Here is an 18879-nt window from a genome sequence, read left to right as displayed (position 1 = left end):
GGTCACCACCGGGTGCGTAGGAACACTTCAGAGGTCGGGCCGCGCGAGAGCGGGGCGTTCAGGGCCGGGTGGCCGGTCGGGGGCCGGTTCGGGAGGCGGCTGCCGCGCGCAGGTCTTCGGCGCGGCCGGGCACGGCGGGGGGCAGGGGGCGGGTGGTGAGGGTGAAGGCTGCGGATTCGGCGCCGCCGGTCAGCAGGTGGGCTGCGGCCTGGTAGGGGCCGAGGTGGGCGAGGTCGTGCGCGGCCAGCGTGGGCAGGGTGTGGCGCTCCAGCGAACCGGCGTCCTCGGGGGAGGAGTTGAAGAAGATTTTGTTGCGGGCGTTGGCGGAGATGCCTTCGCGCAGGTCGCGGGGGAGCTGCGCGAGGTGCTGGTGGGCCAGCAGCATGGCCAGGCGGTAGCCGCGGGCCTCGGCGAGCATGTCTTCGAGGGGATACGGCAGGGTGAGGAAGTTGTGCGCCTCGTCGATGCTCAGCGTGGCGTCGATGCGGGTGCGTTCGGGGGTGCGGGCGCGGGCGGCGGCGGCCTGCCAGGTCCCGGCGACGATGAACGAGCCGAGCAGGCGTGCGGTCTCTTCGCCGAGCGCGCCCTTGGGCAGGCGGGCCAGCAGGATGCCGCCGTCCAGGACCTGGGCGAGGTCGAAGGTCGAGGGCCCGGCGGCGATCGAGCGGCGGGCGAAGTCGCGCAGCAGGAAGGCGCGCAGCTTGTTCATCACCGGGCCGACCACCGCCGCGCGGGAGGGTTCGGACATCGACTCGTACCAGGCCCAGAATCCGCGCAGCACCGGGTCCTTGAGCGCGGGGATGATCCGCAGCCGGTAGGCGCTCTCGCCCAGCAGGCGGGGGACGTCGGCGAGGGTGACCACCTGGTTCGCGCGGTCGCGGTGTTTGAGCAGGGTCAGGCACGCGGCGCGCATCACGTCGTCGGTGCGCGGGCCCCAGAAGGCGGTGAAGATCCGGCGGAAGATGCCGGTGATGTTGTCGACGACCACGTCGATGTCCGCCCCGTCCAGCACGTTCAGGCAGGGCGGGATGTGGGGGGCGTCGGGGTCGATCAGGACCAGCCGGTGCGCGGCTGTGTCGGGGAGGCGGTCCAGCAGGTCGGTGACCAGGTCGCCCTTGGGGTCGATGACGATGACTCCGCGCTGGTTGGTCACGTCGTCCAGGGCGAGGTTCGCGATCAGGGTGGACTTGCCGGAGCCGGTCGCTCCCATGACATGCAGGTGGTGGCGGGCGTCGGGCACGGCGAGTCCGACGCCGCGGCGGGCGCCGGTGTCGGAGCGTCCCAGGGGCTTGATGCCGCTTGCGGGGGCGGGTTCGGGGATCTGCGGGGGCGGCAGGACGGAGCGGGCCCCGGCCCGCTGCACCCCGGGCGCGTCCGGATCGAGGGGGAGGTGGGCGAGAGCTGCCAGTTCCGGCACCGACAGCAGCACCGGCCGGGACGGCGGGAACTGCCGGGCACTCAAGTGCGGCTCGGGACGGCGCAGCCGGGTGCGGACGAGGTGGTTGCGGTCGGCGTACAGGCCGAACGCGGACGCGACCGCGTGGGCCCGGCCGCGTGCCACATCCTGCGCCCGCTCCTGCTTTCGGGTGCAGGTGGCGGCGTAGGTGAGGGCGCACTGCCACTGGGAGCCGGACAGCTTGGCGGCTGTCTGCCGTACGGCGGCGCCGTGTTCGGGATCCTGCTTGCCGGTGGCGGCGGGCTGGGCGCGGTGGAGCAGGAGTGCGGCCAGGGCGGCCGGCCGGGAGGGGATGTGCCCGGCCTTCAGCCGCCGGGCCTGGCGGCGGGCTCGGCGCAGCGCTGGGCCGGTGGCGGGGCGGGCCAGGATCTGCACGCACGCGGACTCCTCCTCTGCCATGCCGGTGGCGGCTTGGAGCAGGGCGCGCAGCGGGTCGGCGCTGTGGTCGGTGCGCAGGGGCAGGACGTCGGGCCGGGCCGGGCGCAGCCGTCCGGCGCAGACGGTGTGGCCGTCGCGGAGCAGGGGTGCGGGTTCGGTGACGCGGGTGTGGGCGCCGGGCCAGGCGGCCTCCACCGCGCGCTGGACCAGGCCCAGCGGCACCGCGCCGGGTACCCACAGGCGCAGCCGCAGCCCGGTGTGGGACCAGGTGTATTCGAAGGCGAGGTGCGGCTGGCCGGTGGTGATACGCCGCCACCATGGGCGCAGCAGCCCGGCGAGCTGGGCCCACAGGACTTCACCGCCCTTGGGGGCGATGGTGGGCGGGGCGAGGATCTCCACGCAGCGCGCGCCGTTGGCGAGCCGCCGCTGGCGCGATCGAAGCAGGCGCCGCCGGATGGTGTATCCGCATGCTGCGGACACCAGGATGGAGGGGATCAGCACAGGTGCGGAGGAGGTGCACCAGTCAATGGCCGCCCCGATGGCGGTGGAACCGAAGGTCTCCGGGTGGGTGAGCAGGTCCACCAGCGGGCCGGTCGGCTCAGCGCTGGCCAGCGGCAGGTTCGTTGTCACGCCTGCCATCCCGCCTCCCCGGTGCCGAAGGGGTCCTCGCCTGCGAGGCCATCAGCGTCGAGGGCCTCGTCCTCCGGGCGCTCGGCGGCGAGCTCGCCGGGGTCTGTCGTGATCACCTCGTGTTCGCCGGGCGCCGTGATGCTGATCACAGCGACCTTGTGGCGGCGGTCTCCGGTCAGCAGCAGGGCCTCGCCGCGGACCGCGGCCAGCAGGAACTCCCGCTCACCGTGGCACAGGTGGAAGTTCTCGCTGATCGTGTCGATGGCCTGCGGGGCCTGGCGGAGAAGGATCTGGGTGGCCGCGTTGGAGACGATGGCCCGTCCGAGCGGGGAGGCGAGCACGTCGTCGGCGTCCTGCGTGACCACCGCCAGTCCCGTCCAGTACTTGCGGGCGGCCTTGGCCATGCGGAACAGGAACCGGGCACCGGCACCGTCGCGCATGAGCAGCCATGCCTCGTCCACCACGACGAGGTGCTTGCTCCGTTGGCCGCGGTGGGTGACCTGCCGCCAGATCGCGTCCAGGGCCAGCAGCATCGCCGGAGCCCTGACCTCTTCCGGCAGCCGGCGCAGCGCGAAGACCACCAGGTGCCCGGCGGTGGCGGCGGTGCTGGGACCGTTGAACAGGTGTGCGTGTGAGCCGGTGGTGTAGGGGACCAGCCGGTCGGCGAGGTCCGTTGCTGCCTGGCTGCCGTCCTCGGCCAGGACCGCGGCGAGGCCGGTAAGACTGGGCGGGGTGCGCTGCCAGGTGCGGGGATCGGCGGTGATCCCCACACGGTGGTATGCGGCGAGGATCGCCCGGTCGAGCACGGCCTTGTCGGCGGCGGTCTGGTCGGCGCCGAGCAGGACGGCCAGGAAGGTGTGCAGGAACAGCACCCGCCGCGTCAGGATGTCCTGCCCGCCGTCCGCGGACGGCAGGTCGAAGGGGTTGAGGCGCACGCCGTCGGCGCCGAGCGCGACGACGTGTCCGCCGACGGTCTCGGCGAGACGGACGTATTCGTCCTCCGGATCGATCACCGAGGCAGAGATGCCGGTGAACAGCAGCCGCAGAAGCTCGAGTTTGGCCAGGTAGGACTTGCCCGCGCCGGAGCGGGCCAAGGTGATGGAGTTGTAGTTGTCCTGGGCGAAGCGGTCCCACACCACCGGAGCGCCGGAGACCGCGTTCAGCCCGTACAGCACTCCCGATGCCGTTGCGTTCTCGCCGGTGGTGATGGGCAGGTCGGGGCTGGTGAAGGGGAAGCAGGCCGCCAGCGCGGCGGTGTCGAAGGTACGGCGGATCTTGAGGGTGTCGATACCGAGGGGGAGGGTGGCCAGCCAGCCCGGCAGGGCCCGGTAGGTGGTCGGGGCGACTGTCATGAGCAGGGACTCGGCGATCGAGCGGACCGCGGCGGCCTGCTCGGCCAGGGTGTCCTCGTCCTCGGCGTGCACCGTCAGGTACAGGGCGACGTGGAAGAGCTTGCCCTCGCCGCGGGCGATGCGGTAGGCGAGTTCGGCGGCGTCCGCGGCGGCGGCCTCCACCTCCGGGTCGTCCAGGCGGCCCTTGTCGAAGCCGGTGCGGCGGCCGGATTCCAGGCGGGCGCGCTGCTTCTTCAGCCCCGCGGCGGCCACAGGGTTGGGGACGGGCTCGATGTGCAGCGCGACATCGAGGTGGCCGGGGAAGTTCAGCAGTGGAGCGAGCCAGCCGGCGGTGACCTCGGCCGGATAGCCGGTGACCACCAAGGTGGTGGCCAAGTGCGCGCCGACAGCCAGGGCCCGGGCACGCACCTCGATGGCCTCCGGGCCGGCCGCATCCAGCAACAGCGCGCCCTCGACGGCCGGGGCGTCCGTCGCGGGGCGATGGCGGCCGACGAAGGGTCGGATCATGGGAGGTCACCTTCCGGTCCGGCATCGGGCGGGGTCGGGGTGTCGGGATTGCAGGCCGCACTGATCAGCTCGGCGCTCTGCTCGGCGTCGAGGGCAGTAACGGTGATCTCGGCTGCTGTCAGTGCACGGGCGGCTTCGTCGAGGCGCTGGCGTGCCCGGCCCGCTCCTGAGCCGCGTCTCGCGCTGTGCGTTGCGGCTTCTTCGCGGGCGACCAGCACGATCTGCCGGCCGAGCAGGTTGCCGCTGGTGGCGAGATCGGCGAGGAAGTCGGCGTGCGCCCTGGCTGCCCGCTCCAGCGCCGGGTGCGCAAGCGCGGCGGCGTCGTGGTGCAGGGTGTCGGCAAGCGGGGCGAGGTCGATGCGGTGGCAGCGCACCAGCAACTGCGTCGGGCCGGTCAGGGAGTTGAGCCAGCGGGCAAAGGCCGCGGTCAGGCCCTGCTGTTCGGCCGCCGAGCGCAGCTCAAAGTTGACGGTGGAGCACGTCGCCAGGGCAGCTGTGCCCTCGCTGCCAAGGTCGAGCACCCCATGGGCGGTGATGCCGTCGTACGGCATGCGCATCGCGGCCGGAGGGGGCCCGGCGGCCCGCTTCCAGCGGTCGGGGGCGACGGTGGGCAGCGGCGGAACCCCCTCGGGGGCGTGCACCTGGCGTTTGGGCATGCGGGTATGGGCGAGGGCGGCGAACAGGAAACGGTCCAGGCCGATGCCCTCCCGACGACCCAGTGCGAGCGCGGCCACGGCCCCGGCGAAGGGGATCACCATGACCGCGTAGGCCAGCGGCGCCACAAAGGGGCGCGTCGCCCACCAGCCTCCGTACAGCATCACGGCTGCGACAGCGAGGATGGCGCTCTGCCGGGCGGTGAAGGGGCCGAGCAGCCGGTCGGGCCGAGAGATGTCAGCGGGGATCCGCGTGGCGCAGGCAGTGTCCGCCGACTCATCCGGTGCGGTCATGTGGGGTTACCTCCGGGGCGGTTCGAGGGGCAGCCGCAGTTGCATGGGGCGCGGCGGGCGCACACGGATACGCTCGGCGGGAACGGGCAGGGCCGGCTGCCGGGCGCGAGGCACCGGCGCAGGGCGCGGCAGCGCGGCCGTGGCGCGTACGGCACGAGCCGCCTGCGGTGCGGGGCCGCGCTCGGCGCGGATCGGCAGCCGCATCCGGGTGGTCCGCCCCGGGCGGGCGGGAGCGCGTGGGGCAGTGACGGGCGCAGCCGGCTGCCGCGTCCGGCGCGTCTGCACGGGAGGGATCACAGCGCGGGGGCCTCTCGGTACACGGACGGGGCGATCGGCGCCGGTGCCGCGGCGCGGGGGAGCCTGGCCCTCAGGTGGCCCGGCAGTTGCAGCAGGAGCAGCAGCCGCGGCGGGAGCCATGGGCGCGCCCACAACGCCCAAGCGGCGCCCGTCCGCCCGAGCCGGGGGGCCGGGAGTGGACCGGCGTGCTGCTCCCGCTCGGGCGCCGGAACCGCCCAGGGCAGCTCGGCCGCGGGCGAGCAGGCCCCGGCCCCGGCGGCCGCGCACACCCCCACCACCGCCGCCGCCGGGCCCGGCTGCGGTCGGTCGGCCACCGCCTCCGCCACCTCCCGGACGGCCGCCTCCGCCTCCGCCTCCCGGACCACCGCGACCCAGGCCGAAGCCAGCACCTCCACCGCCTCCGCCTCCACCGCGTCCGCCTCCGCCGCCGCCGTGTCGGTGACGCGGCAGGCGCATGCCGGGCAGGGCGTGGTCCATGAGCCGGTACATCGCCAGGTGCTTGAGCATCCGCACACCGGTGGGCGCATGCGGGTTGTGGATCGGAGTGCCCCGCAGGACGACCTGCAGGGCCCACCCGGGGATCTTGAACAGCACCCAGAACAGCGCGACTCCGGCGAGCATCGTGCCCAGCTGATCGGACTTGGGAACGCCCAGGGCGGTGGCGCCCGGGGCGAAGAAGAGTTTCAGCGCGAGGACGAAGGTCATCGACTGGGCGATCTGGATGATTAGGCATCCGGCCAGGGCACGCCACCACAGCCGGGCGACCGGATCGGTCAGCGGATGGGCATGGCACGCCAGGGCGAGCGGCGCGCAGACCGCCAGCAGCGCCATCACCGCGACCCGCACCAGGAAGCCGATCAGCACCGCGAGCACCAGCGCGATCATCACAACAGCCAGGAGCAGCAGATACAGCTTCAGACCCGGGGCGCCGAACAGCGCGAAGGGCAGGACACGCTCGACCATGCCCTGCCCGGCGTCCGCCATGCCGGTGGCCATGATCGCGTGGGCTAGGGCGTTGGACAGCCCGATCGCCTTGCCCATCACGGTCAGCGAGGCGGCAGCGGCGACCATCCCCACCAGCAGGCGCGGGGCGATCTGTTTGACCGCATAGCGGGTCTGGACGGTCTCGTAGCCCATGACCGTGATGCCGCCCGCGGTAACGAACAGCCCGTAGACCCCGGCGGTGATTGCCAGCATTGCGCTCCACAGCCGTTTGATGTCGGCGTGCCGGGTGACGTCGGGAGTGGCCAGCAGGGTGTCGGCGAGGAATTCGCGGACCGGCTCCATGACCTGCTCGATGAGCGTGCCGAGGAACGCGGTGATCGCGTTGACGATCAGGCCGGGGATGTCGAGCAGGTCCCCCCATCCCCAGGTGGCCTTCTCGCACTTGATACCGCTGACCTCACACGCCGGGGGCGTCGGTCCCGGTGTCGGCTGCGGGGGGCGCGGCGCGGGTTCGGGCTTGGCGCGGCCGGGCGCGGGGGTCGGTCCCGGCGCCGGGTCGGGCTGGGGCGGCCGGTGCCGCGGATCCGGGACGGTGGGCCCCGGCGCGGGTCGAGGACCGGGCCGCGGCGGTGCCGGGGCTGCGGGCGCCTGGGCTGCTGTTGGCGCCGCGTGCGCGGAGGCGGACTCGGCTGGCAGCGGCACCAGGATGGGAACGGTCAGGGCGAGCAGCACGGGCAGGGCGCGGACAAGGCGCCTGGCGGGGGTCAATGCCCGCCCCCGCCGCCCGCGCCGACGATGCCCTGCAGCACGGTCACGATCACCGGAGCGAGGATCGCCAGCCCGTAACCGATGGCCGCGGCCTTCAGCGCCCTCTTGGCCGACTCGACCTCGCCGGGATCGCCACCGGCCATCAGATAGCGCAGCCCGCCGAACGTGAGGAACAACGTGGCGAGCCCGGCCAGTATCCCGACGATCCAGTTCCGCAGATTCGTCACCACGGTCGGGATGTCCGCGACCGCCCATACGTACGGCGGGTCCGCCAGCAGCACGAAGACCGTCAACACGGTGATGAAGCTGAGCCGGGCTGCCCGGCGGCCCGGCGGGCAGACCGGAGGCCGACGCGGCCGGCGGAGTCTCGCGAACATGGCGGAGCACACCTCCAACGGGGAACAGCAGGGCAGCAGCCAGGGAGAGAAGAGGAGAGCGCACGACGACGCGCAGGGGCGCGGTGCTGCGGGGGTGGGGCGAGCACGGATCCCTCGTCCCGGGGCCGTCCTCCTTCAAGGGCGGCGGGAACAGGGCGCTCGGGTGTCAGCACGAGAACGGTGTGCTCACCCCACCAGCAAGCAAGACCTCGCCACGACAAGCTGAAAAGGCCTTGCCGAGGCTGCCGCCGCCGGATGCCTGGCGGGCATCCGGCGGCGGCAGCTCACCGGTAATAGAGACTCACGGCACCGGAAATTGACATCCGCCACCGCGAAGGCCCGCACACCTCACCAACTCACTGCTCGAGCCTCCGGCCCTTCAGGTGGGCAGCCAGGTGCTGCTCGGCGGTGGCGCGGTGCCGGTAGAGCTGACGCACACTCACCCCGCGCTCGGCGGCAAGGCGCCGCATCGGCTCACCCCCCAGACGCGTACGCGCGATCAGCCGCGCCTCGGCGACGTCCACGACATGAGCCCGGACCGCGCGGGCCAGCACCGCGTACTCGTCCCCCTCCCCGCCGTCATCGGCCGACTCGGCCACGTCCTGGCACCCGGCGGGGACTGCGGGATGGGCGAGCCGCCCCACGTGCGCGGCCATCGGCCCGCTCTCCCGCGCACCCTGGCGGCGCGCGGCGTACACCAGGCGGTGCACCGCCCGGTCGGCGGCCGAGAACAGCTCCCGGCCCACATCCGCAGTGTTCACATCCACGGTGCGCACGGCGACGGCGACGGCGGCCAGCGCTTCCTGCTCGACCTCCTCGCGCTCCAGGTGAGCGGGACGCGCCAGGCGCGCCAGCATCCGGCGCAGCACCGGAACACTCATCGCGACGGCCACTGTGCCCCACGGCTCGCCGAGCTGCTGAGCGCGGCGAACCACCTCACGCCAGGTCCGCTCGCGCAGCACCGGCGCGGTCGCGGGGTGGGCGAGGCGAGTACGGAACTGATCGACGGGCAGCGCGGCGCTGTCCGGCTCCTCACAGACCAAGTGGGCCGGCAGCGTGAGCGGGGTGGCCGCGGCCGCCAGCGCGAAGAAGGTCTCTTCCAGCACCCGCAGCGGGCTACGGCCCTCGGCGTACGTGCGGGCCGCGCGGTGCGCGGGACGGTGAGAGTGATGCATGGCACTGCTCCTTGAGGGGAGTGGCTGACAACGTCTGCCACCACCCCTTTCAACCCCCCGTGCCACCAGCGGACCGACCGCGCGTCACCGCCGCACCAAGCCCGGCCCACTGGCGCGGCGTGTGCGAAGGCGCGCAACAGGCCCGCCCGCGCTGGCCTGCACCGCCGCCACAGCCGCCTCACCCGGTATCGAACATCAAGAATTTTCTGGCCTCGCCTTCCGGCCCACCGCCCGCCCGTAACGGTGGCTCGGCAGTGGCTCGCAGGTGGCGCGCCACAGGCTCGCTCACCTGATGACCTGGCAAATGCAGCCGACTGCCCCGAGATGAGCACCGGGCGACCCACGCAGCTCATGGCACGCCGACGGTTCGAACATCTTCGGCGCCAGGTGGCAATCCTGCCTGGACGGATCCCTATTACTTCACGTCAGCACAAGACGGACCTCCGCCCCCGGGCGCCACCTACCGATGTCCACGACTTCATCCTGCGGCCGAGGAACCACTCGGATCAACGCCGCCCGCCAGCTGCCGACCACGATCTGGCTGCCCGCCCCCGACGAGCCGGACGCCGCACCCGCCCCCGGCAGCGTGCTGCCCGCCTGGGCGATCGAGAAGATCCGCACCGATTTCACACACCGCCCCGGCCGGATGCCCGCGACTCTGCTCAAAATCTCCATCCAGGACACCGTACCGGGCATGGACGCGCGCACCCCCTGCACGACCTACACCGACACCGCCGACGACACGGCCGGCGGGGCCCCGGTGCTTCTTGCCGAACTTCACCCCGACGCCCTCCCCGACCCCGGCGACGACCTGTCACCGGCCGATGCCGCGATGCCCGGGGCGATGGAGAACGGATGGCCCGGTTTCCTCCACCGCGCCCACCGCCTCCTGCCCGCCGACGGACTCCTCCTGCTCGCCGCCCGGCAGCTCAGGGACCGCGGAGTTCTCACCGACCCGCTCGGCTCGGTCATCGCCTGCGCACGCACCGCGGGCTTCCGCTACCTGCAGCACATCGTCATCGCTCATGCCCATCCTGCTGGCGACCGGCTCGTCGCTGCCCCGCCCATCGACGCCAGTCCCGGAGTCACGCACAGCGACCTGATCGCTCTCTCCGCGATCCACTACGCCTGAGGGCAGAGGAGTCCACCGTGCCTGTTCCCGTCTCGGTGTGGAACACCGCCCCCACCTCCGCCCCCGCCCAGCGCAAGGGCCGCTACCTGCCCGGCTCAGCCGCCCACCCCGCCAAGATGCTCCCGGGCATCGCCGCCCACGCCATCCGCACCTACACCCGGCCCGGCGACCTGGTACTCGACCCGATGTGCGGCATCGGCACCACCCTCGTCGAAGCCATCCACCTCGGCCGCAGCGCACTCGGCGTCGAGTACGAACCCCAGTGGGCCGGCCTCGCCCACCTCAACGCCGCCTCTGCCGCCAAAGGCGGTGCCGGATCAGGGTCTGTCCACTGCGGCGACGCCCGCCGACTCCTCGACCTCATCCCCGCCCCACTTCACGGCGAGGTGGACCTCGTGCTCACCTCACCGCCGTACGGAGCCAGCGTCCACGGACAGGTCCGCTCCACCCGGGAGACCGGCGAACGCGGCGTGGTCAAAAAGGACTTCCGCTACAGCCACGACCCCGCCAACCTCGCCCACGTCTCCACCGACCGGCTCCTCGACGCCTTCACCCAGATCCTCGCCCAGTGCCGCACCATGCTCCGCCCCGGCGGCACCGCCGTCGTCACCACCCGCCCCTGGCGCGAGCGCGGCGAACTCATCGACCTGCCCTCCGCCGTCCTAGCCTCAGGACGAGCCGCCGGACTCACCCCCAGCGAACGCTGCGTCGCCCTCCTCGCGGGCATCCGCGACGGCCGGGTCATCGCCCGCCCCTCGTTCTTCCAGATGAAAAACGTCCGCGACGCCCGCCGCCGCGGCATCCCGCTCTCGGTGGTCCAGCACGAGGACGTGCTGGTCTTCACCAGGCCCGCGATCCCGATGGTCCTCGCTGGCGGCGTGGCAACAGCGAGCAGACCACGGTGCAGGGCCGGGGCGGCTCGAACGTCAGCCACGGGAACGGCCCTGCGCTCCCGCACCTGCGCACGGAGCCGCTGTGACGGTCGATGACCTTCCGATCGGCAGTCTGTTCTCGGGGGTAGGGGGCCTGGACCTCGGCGTCCAGGCCATACTCGGTGGTCATGTCGCCTGGCATGCCGAGACCGACCCGCGAGCCGCCCAGGTGCTCGCCCGGCACTGGCCACACGTCCCCAACCTGGGTGACGTACGCGACAACGACTGGTGCCAGACCGAGCCCGTGTGCGTCTTGACGGCCGGATTCCCCTGCCAGGACCTGTCGGTCGCCGGCCCTCGCACCGGACTCGGCAGTAGCACCCGCTCCGGCCTGTGGCGGCATGTCGTCTGCGCCATCGACGCCCTCAACCCCTGCCTGGTGGTGATCGAGAATGTCCGCGGCCTGCTCTCCACCCCAGCCGGAACCCACGCACTTCGCCGCATGGAACCCTGCCCGCGGTGTCTGGGAGACCCACCCGATCAACCCCGCATGCGGGCACTGGGCGTGCTACTCGGGGACCTGGCCGACCTCGGGTACGACGCGAGCTGGACGTGCGTACGCGCTTCCGATGTCGGCGCGCCGCACCGCCGCGACAGAGCGTTCCTCACCGCGTGGCCCGCAATCCCTGGAGGACAAGCCGGAAGACAAGCCGTTGCTGAAGACGCCGACGGCGAACCTGGGCGGCAACGGCGGCTCCCAGCACCCGGCCAAACGCAAGGCCGGAGGCCACGGCCCCAACCTGGCCGACGAGATCGAGCACCTGCTGCCCACCCCGCGAGCCAGCGACGGTGCCAAGGGCTCGCCGAAGCAGAAGTACGGCGACGGCAGCCTCACCCTTGCCTCCACCGCGGCAGCGCTCGCCGCGCCGACCACACCGACCTGGGCAGCCGCGAGACCGCGACCGGTCGCGCCGCATCACTCCGTTGCACGCACGGCCCGAGGCCACAGCCCCACCCCGGCCGAGACGACCGAGCCCTTGCTGCCCACTCCCACCTCATCGGATGGCAGCGGCGGTGCGGGCACGCACCCGAGTCGAAAGGGCGGGGTGAACCTGCGAACGGCCGTCACTCGCCTGCCCACTGGTGGGGCGACTACCTGCCCGCCATCCGCCGATGGGAGCGCGTCACCGCCCGCGCCGCACCCATGCCCACGAAGCCCGGCACGCACCGGTTGTCCGCCGAATTCGTCGAGTGGATGATGGCGTTGCCCCACGGCTGGGTCACCCGGACAGAGGGACTCTCCCGTGCGGCCCAGCTGCGGCTCCTCGGCAACAGCGTGGTTCCCCGGCAGGCCGCCCACGCCTTGGACGGCCTGCTCCCCGAAGGCATCCCATCGCATGCTCCATCGCCGCCGTCCGGGACGCGGGCACAAGGCCGGCGGTGAATTCCCGGCCACGGATCGCCGTCAACACGCAAGGCCGCGGCCTTGACGACGCGCCCGAGACGGAGCGCCCACGGCCGTCGGTCACCGCTACCCAGCCCACCACCACAGGTTCCCACCAGAACGGAGGTCCTGGGAAGGGCCGTTGAAGATGACCGTGCAGTACGGCGCGATCGATGGCAGCGACGGCGAGGCACTCCAGCACCGCCAGATCGCAGTGATCCGCCGGGCCCTGGCCTGGCTCGCCTCCCACCCCGAGAGCGAAGGCGACGCAGCTACTGAGTAACGGTGGCCTGACGGCAGCCGACAGCAGAAAGGTACGAGCCCAGGTCCGCCAACACGGCGCCGGTCCTCGCCTTCGCTGCCTCCTCGCCCGGCACGCCGTGGTCATAGAACCGGACCGGTCGGCACCGCACGCCACGGTGCCGGTCGCCTGGCTGGGCCGCACCTCCACCGAGGACACGCATGACCCGACGCTCTCCCTGCCCCGCCAACTGGCCCCTCGCTCCCGCACATGCCTTGGAACGGCCTGCCGTGGCCCCCACTTCGATCCCAACGCCGACCTCGCTGAGTGCGTCCTACCCCAGTGACCGAGGCCGGTTGACGCCAGGCGGTAGGCACAGCCTCGTGAGGCCATCGTTGCCCATAGAGGTTGGGCGAGAAGGCCCGTGCCCCCGTGCGCATCCACGACCAGCTTGAGGCCCATATGAAGAAGCCGCTCGCTCCCATGACGCCCGACACAGCCCGTGCCCCCTTGCCCACCGCCCGAACAGACCACTGCCCCAACCCACCCCCGCAGACGCCCGCTACCGCGGCTGCTCCACCGTCACGGGAAGAGCCGGACGGGACCAAGACGGAGCATGCCGAGATCCGACTGCACACCGCGGAGCAAGCCTCTGTCCTGTTGCAGGTACCGGCCTCGTGGCTACGCAAGAAGGCGGCCGCCGGTCACATTCCCTGCACGAAGATCGGACGCCACCTCAGGTTCTCCCAAGCCGACCTGACTCACATCATCCGCAGCGGCGCCCGAAGCCCTCAGCCCAATGCCAGCACCTGACGAAAATCCCCCAACCGGGTGTTCCGCTCTGCCAAGCCGGCGAGCGTCCATGGATGCCCCGGCGACGCGAACCCGGTCGCCTCTCCACTTTCGCACAGCAAGGAGGCCCATCCGTGGCATGGGTCGAACGACGCGGCAACAAATGGCGCGTACGGTACTGGAAACCCGACGGCAAGGCCGGAAGCATTCCCGGCACATTCGAAACCAAACAAGCAGCCCAGGCACACGCCCACCAACTCAACACCGCCCCCGAAACAACCAAGCCGACGCAAGGCACCCAGCCCGCCGACTCACCCCCTGCTGTGCCGCCCGTCGAGTTCCGGTCAACCGTCCCTGAGCCCGAACCGAAACCCACGGCAACGGTGGCCGAATGGGCAGAGATCTGGTGGCAGACCGTAGACGTCGGCGCCAACACCGAAGCCTTCTACCGAAGCCTGCTCACCCGCCACATCCTCCCGCGCTGGGGCACGACCCCTGTGGACCAGATCACCCCCGCCGACATCCAGATCTGGCTCAACCGACTACGCACCACCTACGCACCGTCGACCATCACCAGTCTCCGCAAACTCTTCGCCATGCTCATGGGCGACGCCGTGGACAACGACCTCCTCACCACCAACCCCGTTCGCCCCCGACGCCGCGGACGAGGACGCCTCGAGCCACGCCGCGAACGCCTGTGGGCCGACGAACACCAAGTCCTCGCCATCGCCCACCGCATCCTGCGCCTGTCCTCCCGCAACCAGTGCCTCCTGGTGATCACCGCCGCCTACACCGGCATGCGCTGGGGCGAACTCGCCGGCCTCCACCGCGAGAACCTCGACCTGACCCAAGGGCTCATCCACATCACCGCCGACGCCGGTGCCCTCCACGAGGTCAACGGCCACCTGACCCTGGGCCACCCCAAAACCCACTCCAGCGTGCGCACCATCACCCTGCCGCCGTTCCTCACCGAACTGCTGACAGCAGACCTCGCCGCCTCCACCCGCCCGTTCGTCTTCACCACCATCCGCGGCAAACACTTACGCCGCTCCGGCTTCCAACGCCGCCTGTGGGCTCCGGCTGTAAGCGGCGGCCGCCACCTGAACGAGACATGGACGCCCGTTCGGCAGGGACTGACGTTCCACGGACTGCGGCACTCACACAAGACCTGGCTCATCGAAGACGGCGTCCCCGAAGTCGCCCAGGCACGCCGCCTCGGCCACACCATGGAAAACAAGATTGACGACGTGTACTCCCACGTCACCTCCAGCATCGACTCCCGCCTCCTGGCAGGTCTCGAAACCCGCTGGCGGCGCTCCATCGAACGCCACCGCCAGGACCGCGAAGGCAGGGAACTTCTATCGATCGCATCGTGACACGCAGGCGCTCACGTGAACCACCAGGTGAGACCGTGCGCCCTTGCCCACGGCGTGCGCCGGAAGTACATCGATGGGTAGCACCACCACGGTGGCCACGGGACCACCCCCGCGGGCGCGGGGACCACTTCGAACCTGCGACACCCGCTTTAGGAGTGGGATTGGATCCTTGCCGGGGGGATGTCCGGCGCTGCCGCGCGGTGCTGTTTGCCCTAGTCAGAGCCGCGCGGCGAGCCACTTGATCCAGCTCATGCCGCCCTGTATCGGGCAGTCCGCTCACGCATCGCTCACGCGCCGCGGACTGCTAAGCAGCGCATGGTCAGATCTGACCGAGGTTGATCTCCACCGGGAACGGGGCCGCTACCTTGAGGACGCCGGTGAACACGTCTCCGTCCGGGTAGGTCTTCGTCGCGAATCCGTTCTGGCTAGCCCTTCCTCCTTCAGGCGGTCCGGTGCCTCGTGAGGTCGTCGGCAAGAGAGTGAGACGAGGAGGTGTGCGAGCCACGAAGCAGCTGCTCCCCGGCCCTCATGCCCGACCGCGGTGCCGTCGGGCATGAGGGCCGGGCCGCACAGGTGAGTGCCGGTCAGGTGCCGCGTCACCCGGGGAGTCGTTCGGGGGCGTTAGAGGCTCGACAGGTCCAGGAGGTTGACCATCGACTGTTTCCAGGCCGGGCAGAAACGCGTGGTCCGGATCGGTGCGAGCGTTCTTGGCGCGCTCGGGTACTGGGAGGATGCGGCGCCGATTCAGTTCAGCCACATCGATCAGAGGGGCGGTCACTATGCGGTCGAGTAACTCTGCCTGCCGCGGCTCCAGGTCAGTCAGGTGACTAAGTACGGCGAGGATCTCCACGAGTTCCCGACTCCACTCGTGCTCCCAGTGCTCTGGGCGCTCGCGGTCGAGTTCGCTGGTCACCTTGCCGGCGCTGCGGGTGCTGCGGTACGCGAGCCAGCTGTCGAGTACGTTACGACCGCCGGTGGTGTAGTTGCGCATGCGCGGCGTGACGCCAGTGAAGACGCCCCCCTCGATGATCAGGTGCTCGTTTTCGGAGTCGTAGGTGATCGTGGAGGGGAGCCCGTCAGGCGCGACTTGTCGGGCGTATGTGATCTCGGGATGCAGGTCTCTCCACCAGTTCGATGTGCCTGCGGGGCGTCCATCACCTGGACTGATGCTTCGTGTGCCGAAGGTGGACGCCCACAGAATGTGGTGTCCCAGGCTGACGGCCTCATGCCAGAGGTCACTAGCGGCGGTCAAGGGGATGCGTACGCCGAGTGAGTTGAGGTCGTCTGCATAGCGCTCGGTGAAGGTGGGATGGGCGGTGACGGCGCCGACGTAGGCCAGCAGGTCTTCCGGGATGACCTCTTGGAGACCGTAGGAGTTGGCGAGGTGATGTAACAGCCCGGGGGCGATGTTGGGCGAGCGGTCTGCATGCAGGAACGGCAGCACGCGACCGCCGTTGCCGTTGAAGTAGTGCATGTCCGGGATGAGCGCGGTAAAGAGCAGGGCTGGGCCAGTCTGCAGGCGTTGTGAGTGCTGTTCGACGATGAAGACCTGGCCGTCTATGACGGCTTGCCATAGCTCCGGGCGGGAAAAGTCGATGACGCGCCCGTCGGGTATGAGCCATTGGCGGTCCCAGGCTCTGCGGGCGACGCGTATCGGAACAGGACAGGCGCTGTGCTCGTCGCGGAGAAGGGTCGGCGGGTGGGGGTGACCGGGTATCTGGACGGCTTCCTTGTCCAAGGTGCGGTCGCGGGTCTCTTTGAACAGTGCCTTTTGCGTTGAGAGGTCACGTTCCTGGACGAGGCGGTCCCATCGTCGACGCAAGGTGGTTTTGGATGGACTGAAGACCCAGTTCCGGTTGGGTTTTATGCCCGGTTTACGCCAGGGCATGAGGTCGGTGAGAGCGGGAAAGGAGTCCCAGCCGCTGTGGGAGGCGGGTGTGAAGGGGGCGTGCTTGACAGGCCGGGAAGTGCGCCAGTCGGGGCCGTTGATGTGCAGGTCGTGTAGTTGCTCTTCTTTGTCCCGGCGAGTGCCGTGGACGGCCGCGTAGTGGACAGGGGCCAGTTGGTCTCGCCGCTCGCCTTGCTTGCGGACAAAAATGGCTATGGCTAATTCCTGCTGGACGCCCGGGAAGAAACGGCTGTTGAGTGGCGGTCTCTTCGTTTCAGGAGTGAGGTCGATGACCCAGCCCTCGGTGCAAGTGCGGCGCAGGTACGAGCGCATGCCCTGAAAGCCGGCGCCGCGGATGAACCCGCCGGTACTAACGAAGCAGACAACGCCGTGACGGTGGTCGTCGTACTGGTCGAACACCTTGTGCGTGGCCCAGCGCCAGAAGTAGGTGCAGAGGCTTTTCAGTTTGTTCTCGTACACCCCTGCCGCACCGTGTAGCCGGAAGGCGTCCAGCGGTGGGGCGCCTCGGTCTGGTGAGCCATTCTCGATCCATCCACCCTGGCCTTCCGCCTGTTCGCGGTGGGGAGGATTGCCGATGACGACAGTGATGCGGCCTTCGCGCTGGATGAAGCTTGCGGCTTCAGCGTCGTCGCGCAAGGGGCCCCACAGGGCGCCGTAGCGGGTGAAGAGTTCGCTCGGCCGCCAGGGGTCAGCAAGGGTGTCGGCTAGATGTAGGCGCATGTCGCGCAGCCGAACCCGGGCGTTGAGAGAACGCAGCATCTGCCCGACGCGCATCTGCGCAACGGCGAAAGCGCCCATCTGCTTTTCGAAGCCGATCAGTCGGCCTGCGAGTTCTTGGACGGATTCGGCACGGAAGCCATCATTTCCGCCCTCGGACTGCTTGCGGGCGACGAGGTCGATGATGCCGGTGAGGAAGGTGCCGGTGCCCATGGCCGGGTCGATGATGGACACGCCAGGGTCGGCGAAACCGGCTGGGCAACCCAGCGTGGTGATCAGCACTTCGTCGACAAGGCGGATCATCTCCTCCATCAGCGGCGCTGGGGTGTAGTAGGTGCCGGAGTCCTTGCGGAGGTCGGGGTCGTACTCCTGCAGGAAGTGTTCGTAAAGGTGGATGTGGAAGCCGGGTTCGCTGGCCAGGGCGCTCCGCCAGTCGATGGCGTCGATGACGCGAACGAGCATGTCGAGGCTGTCGCGAAATTCTCCCTCGACCTGGTCGGTGAGGATCTGCAGAGCGCGCCCCATGACGGAATGCTCCGCTCCCAGCCGGCGGCCGACCTCATGCAGGCTCATCCTGGCCAGTGAGCTGTCATGGCCATCGGCGGCATCCGAGCTTGCGAGTAGGAGCGCGAAGGTGACGGATTGGGCATAGCGGTCGGCGAAGGCCGCGCGTTTGTCCCGATCATCAGTGGTGGGAAAGAGATCGACTTCGAGAGTGGAGGCCAGGTCAGTGAAGGGACGCCGGTGGCGCGGGAGCCTGGCCTCGGCGTCGAGCCGGTCGTGGACAGCATCGCGCAGGAGTGTGCACAGCGGGGCTACCTGAGCGACAACTTCCCGCATCGATGTCAGTGGATGCGGCTGCCAACTGAAGAACGCCGTCAGCATTGATTCGAAGGCGGCTTCGCTGGCTACCGGTAGCCGCAGGCGGGCCCCGGCAGTACGCAGATCGCCGTTGAGATGGATGGCGTCGCCGTGTTGCCGCCCTGAGCGATACATGATCCAGGTCTGGCCGTTGGTGTAGATCAAGTTGGGGAGCTTCGCCATGCCCTCCCACTGCCGTCGATCACGTTGGTTCAGTCCGCCAGGATGGATCACGCTCTTGTCCGGGCTCTTCAGCTCGACGTAGCCGACGATGTTGCGAGATAACTTCCCGATCCGCACAGCCAGGTCGGGGCGGATTCGGTGCGCGGCAATCGCTACCTCGGCATGCAGGACGGCCTGTAGCCCTAACACGTTCGCCGCGTCGACGAGAAGCGTCTCCACGGCGCGACGGATCGCGGCTTCCTTCTGCCCGTGCAGCAATGCCTGCTTGCACGCTGCACCGAACTCGCTGATGATCCGCCGAAACCCGTCCCTGCGCTGCATCCCGCCCCCAGAGGCCAGCACACTCCTGGTATCCAACTCAACACAGGGTAAGTACAACATCACTGACCGTCGAGAGGGTCTCAAGGCTGCGTACACCCACCGGCCTCCGGCAGTGCCCCCATCTCCCCGCGCTGCACGGGTTCAACCTTCTGATCCGCAGCTCTGGCACAGGTCGGTGCTGCAGGCCCTTAAAGGGGTC

The 18879-nt window shown here is 70.3% G+C and carries 13 protein-coding genes; 6 read left to right on the top strand and 7 right to left on the bottom strand.

Features of this window, described 5'->3' with window-relative positions; genetic code table 11:
• Window positions 1-58: 58 nt before the first annotated feature.
• The 6 genes from IEY86_RS32290 to IEY86_RS32265 all read right to left on the bottom strand — a co-directional run bounded on the left by IEY86_RS32290 (window position 59) and on the right by IEY86_RS32265 (window position 8832).
• On the bottom strand, window positions 59-2473 hold the full coding sequence (locus tag IEY86_RS32290) for a type IV secretory system conjugative DNA transfer family protein (RefSeq protein ID WP_189135461.1): 2415 nt from the start codon (window positions 2471-2473) through the stop codon (window positions 59-61).
• Window positions 2461-4323, bottom strand: a complete 1863-nt coding sequence (locus tag IEY86_RS32285; protein WP_189135460.1) for a VirB4 family type IV secretion system protein — start codon at window positions 4321-4323, stop codon at window positions 2461-2463. Before IEY86_RS32285 ends, IEY86_RS32290 begins: the two co-directional genes overlap by 13 nt.
• The gene (locus IEY86_RS32280; RefSeq protein WP_189135459.1) at window positions 4320-5270 is read right to left on the bottom strand and encodes a PrgI family protein; all 951 of its coding nucleotides are present in this window, start codon (window positions 5268-5270) and stop codon (window positions 4320-4322) included. The genes IEY86_RS32285 and IEY86_RS32280 overlap by 4 nt, the downstream gene beginning before the upstream one ends.
• Before the next feature lie 6 nt (window positions 5271-5276).
• Window positions 5277-7280: a TrbL/VirB6 family protein gene (locus IEY86_RS32275; protein ID WP_229698960.1), complete on the bottom strand. Its 2004-nt coding sequence runs from the start codon at window positions 7278-7280 to the stop codon at window positions 5277-5279.
• Window positions 7277-7657, bottom strand: a complete 381-nt coding sequence (locus IEY86_RS32270; protein ID WP_189135458.1) for a pilin — start codon at window positions 7655-7657, stop codon at window positions 7277-7279. The genes IEY86_RS32275 and IEY86_RS32270 overlap by 4 nt, the downstream gene beginning before the upstream one ends.
• Window positions 7658-8013: 356 nt before the next feature.
• Complete coding sequence (locus IEY86_RS32265; RefSeq protein ID WP_189135457.1) at window positions 8014-8832, bottom strand: hypothetical protein; 819 nt, start codon at window positions 8830-8832, stop codon at window positions 8014-8016.
• Between the two features lie 466 nt (window positions 8833-9298).
• Here IEY86_RS32265 and IEY86_RS32260 point away from each other — a divergent pair, with 466 nt between their 5' ends.
• The 6 genes from IEY86_RS32260 to IEY86_RS32240 all read left to right on the top strand — a co-directional run bounded on the left by IEY86_RS32260 (window position 9299) and on the right by IEY86_RS32240 (window position 14689).
• Complete coding sequence (locus IEY86_RS32260) at window positions 9299-9964, top strand: hypothetical protein (protein WP_189135456.1); 666 nt, start codon at window positions 9299-9301, stop codon at window positions 9962-9964.
• Between the two features lie 17 nt (window positions 9965-9981).
• On the top strand, window positions 9982-10953 hold the full coding sequence (locus IEY86_RS32255; RefSeq protein WP_189135455.1) for a TRM11 family SAM-dependent methyltransferase: 972 nt from the start codon (window positions 9982-9984) through the stop codon (window positions 10951-10953).
• The gene (locus IEY86_RS32250; protein WP_229698959.1) at window positions 10940-12280 is read left to right on the top strand and encodes a DNA cytosine methyltransferase; all 1341 of its coding nucleotides are present in this window, start codon (window positions 10940-10942) and stop codon (window positions 12278-12280) included. The genes IEY86_RS32255 and IEY86_RS32250 overlap by 14 nt, the downstream gene beginning before the upstream one ends.
• A gap of 148 nt (window positions 12281-12428) precedes the next feature.
• On the top strand, window positions 12429-12563 hold the full coding sequence (locus IEY86_RS37715) for a hypothetical protein (protein WP_265806002.1): 135 nt from the start codon (window positions 12429-12431) through the stop codon (window positions 12561-12563).
• 420 nt (window positions 12564-12983) lie between these two features.
• Complete coding sequence (locus IEY86_RS38315; protein ID WP_373287122.1) at window positions 12984-13334, top strand: helix-turn-helix domain-containing protein; 351 nt, start codon at window positions 12984-12986, stop codon at window positions 13332-13334.
• A gap of 362 nt (window positions 13335-13696) precedes the next feature.
• A complete protein-coding gene (locus IEY86_RS32240) occupies window positions 13697-14689 on the top strand; it encodes a tyrosine-type recombinase/integrase (protein ID WP_189135454.1) in 993 nt (330 codons plus the stop codon).
• A gap of 526 nt (window positions 14690-15215) precedes the next feature.
• On the opposite strand, the gene IEY86_RS32235 is transcribed toward IEY86_RS32240, so the two are convergent.
• Entirely contained in the window at window positions 15216-18680 is a 3465-nt protein-coding gene (locus tag IEY86_RS32235) for a type ISP restriction/modification enzyme (RefSeq protein ID WP_189135453.1), read from the bottom strand.
• Window positions 18681-18879: the final 199 nt, after the last annotated feature.

Source organism: Wenjunlia tyrosinilytica (genome assembly GCF_014646055.1).
Classification (GTDB): domain Bacteria; phylum Actinomycetota; class Actinomycetes; order Streptomycetales; family Streptomycetaceae; genus Wenjunlia; species Wenjunlia tyrosinilytica.
This window is presented reverse-complemented; position numbering and strand designations above follow the sequence as displayed.

Coding starts and splice junctions, on each gene's coding strand:
- IEY86_RS38315 (WP_373287122.1), top strand. CDS start 12,984: ATGAAGAAGCCGCTCGCTCCCATGACGCCCGACACAGCCCGTGCCCCC.
- IEY86_RS32285 (WP_189135460.1), bottom strand. CDS start 4,323: ATGATCCGACCCTTCGTCGGCCGCCATCGCCCCGCGACGGACGCCCCG.
- IEY86_RS32265 (WP_189135457.1), bottom strand. CDS start 8,832: ATGCATCACTCTCACCGTCCCGCGCACCGCGCGGCCCGCACGTACGCC.
- IEY86_RS32280 (WP_189135459.1), bottom strand. CDS start 5,270: ATGACCGCACCGGATGAGTCGGCGGACACTGCCTGCGCCACGCGGATC.
- IEY86_RS32270 (WP_189135458.1), bottom strand. CDS start 7,657: ATGTTCGCGAGACTCCGCCGGCCGCGTCGGCCTCCGGTCTGCCCGCCG.
- IEY86_RS37715 (WP_265806002.1), top strand. CDS start 12,429: ATGACCGTGCAGTACGGCGCGATCGATGGCAGCGACGGCGAGGCACTC.
- IEY86_RS32290 (WP_189135461.1), bottom strand. CDS start 2,473: ATGGCAGGCGTGACAACGAACCTGCCGCTGGCCAGCGCTGAGCCGACC.
- IEY86_RS32260 (WP_189135456.1), top strand. CDS start 9,299: ATGTCCACGACTTCATCCTGCGGCCGAGGAACCACTCGGATCAACGCC.
- IEY86_RS32235 (WP_189135453.1), bottom strand. CDS start 18,680: ATGCAGCGCAGGGACGGGTTTCGGCGGATCATCAGCGAGTTCGGTGCA.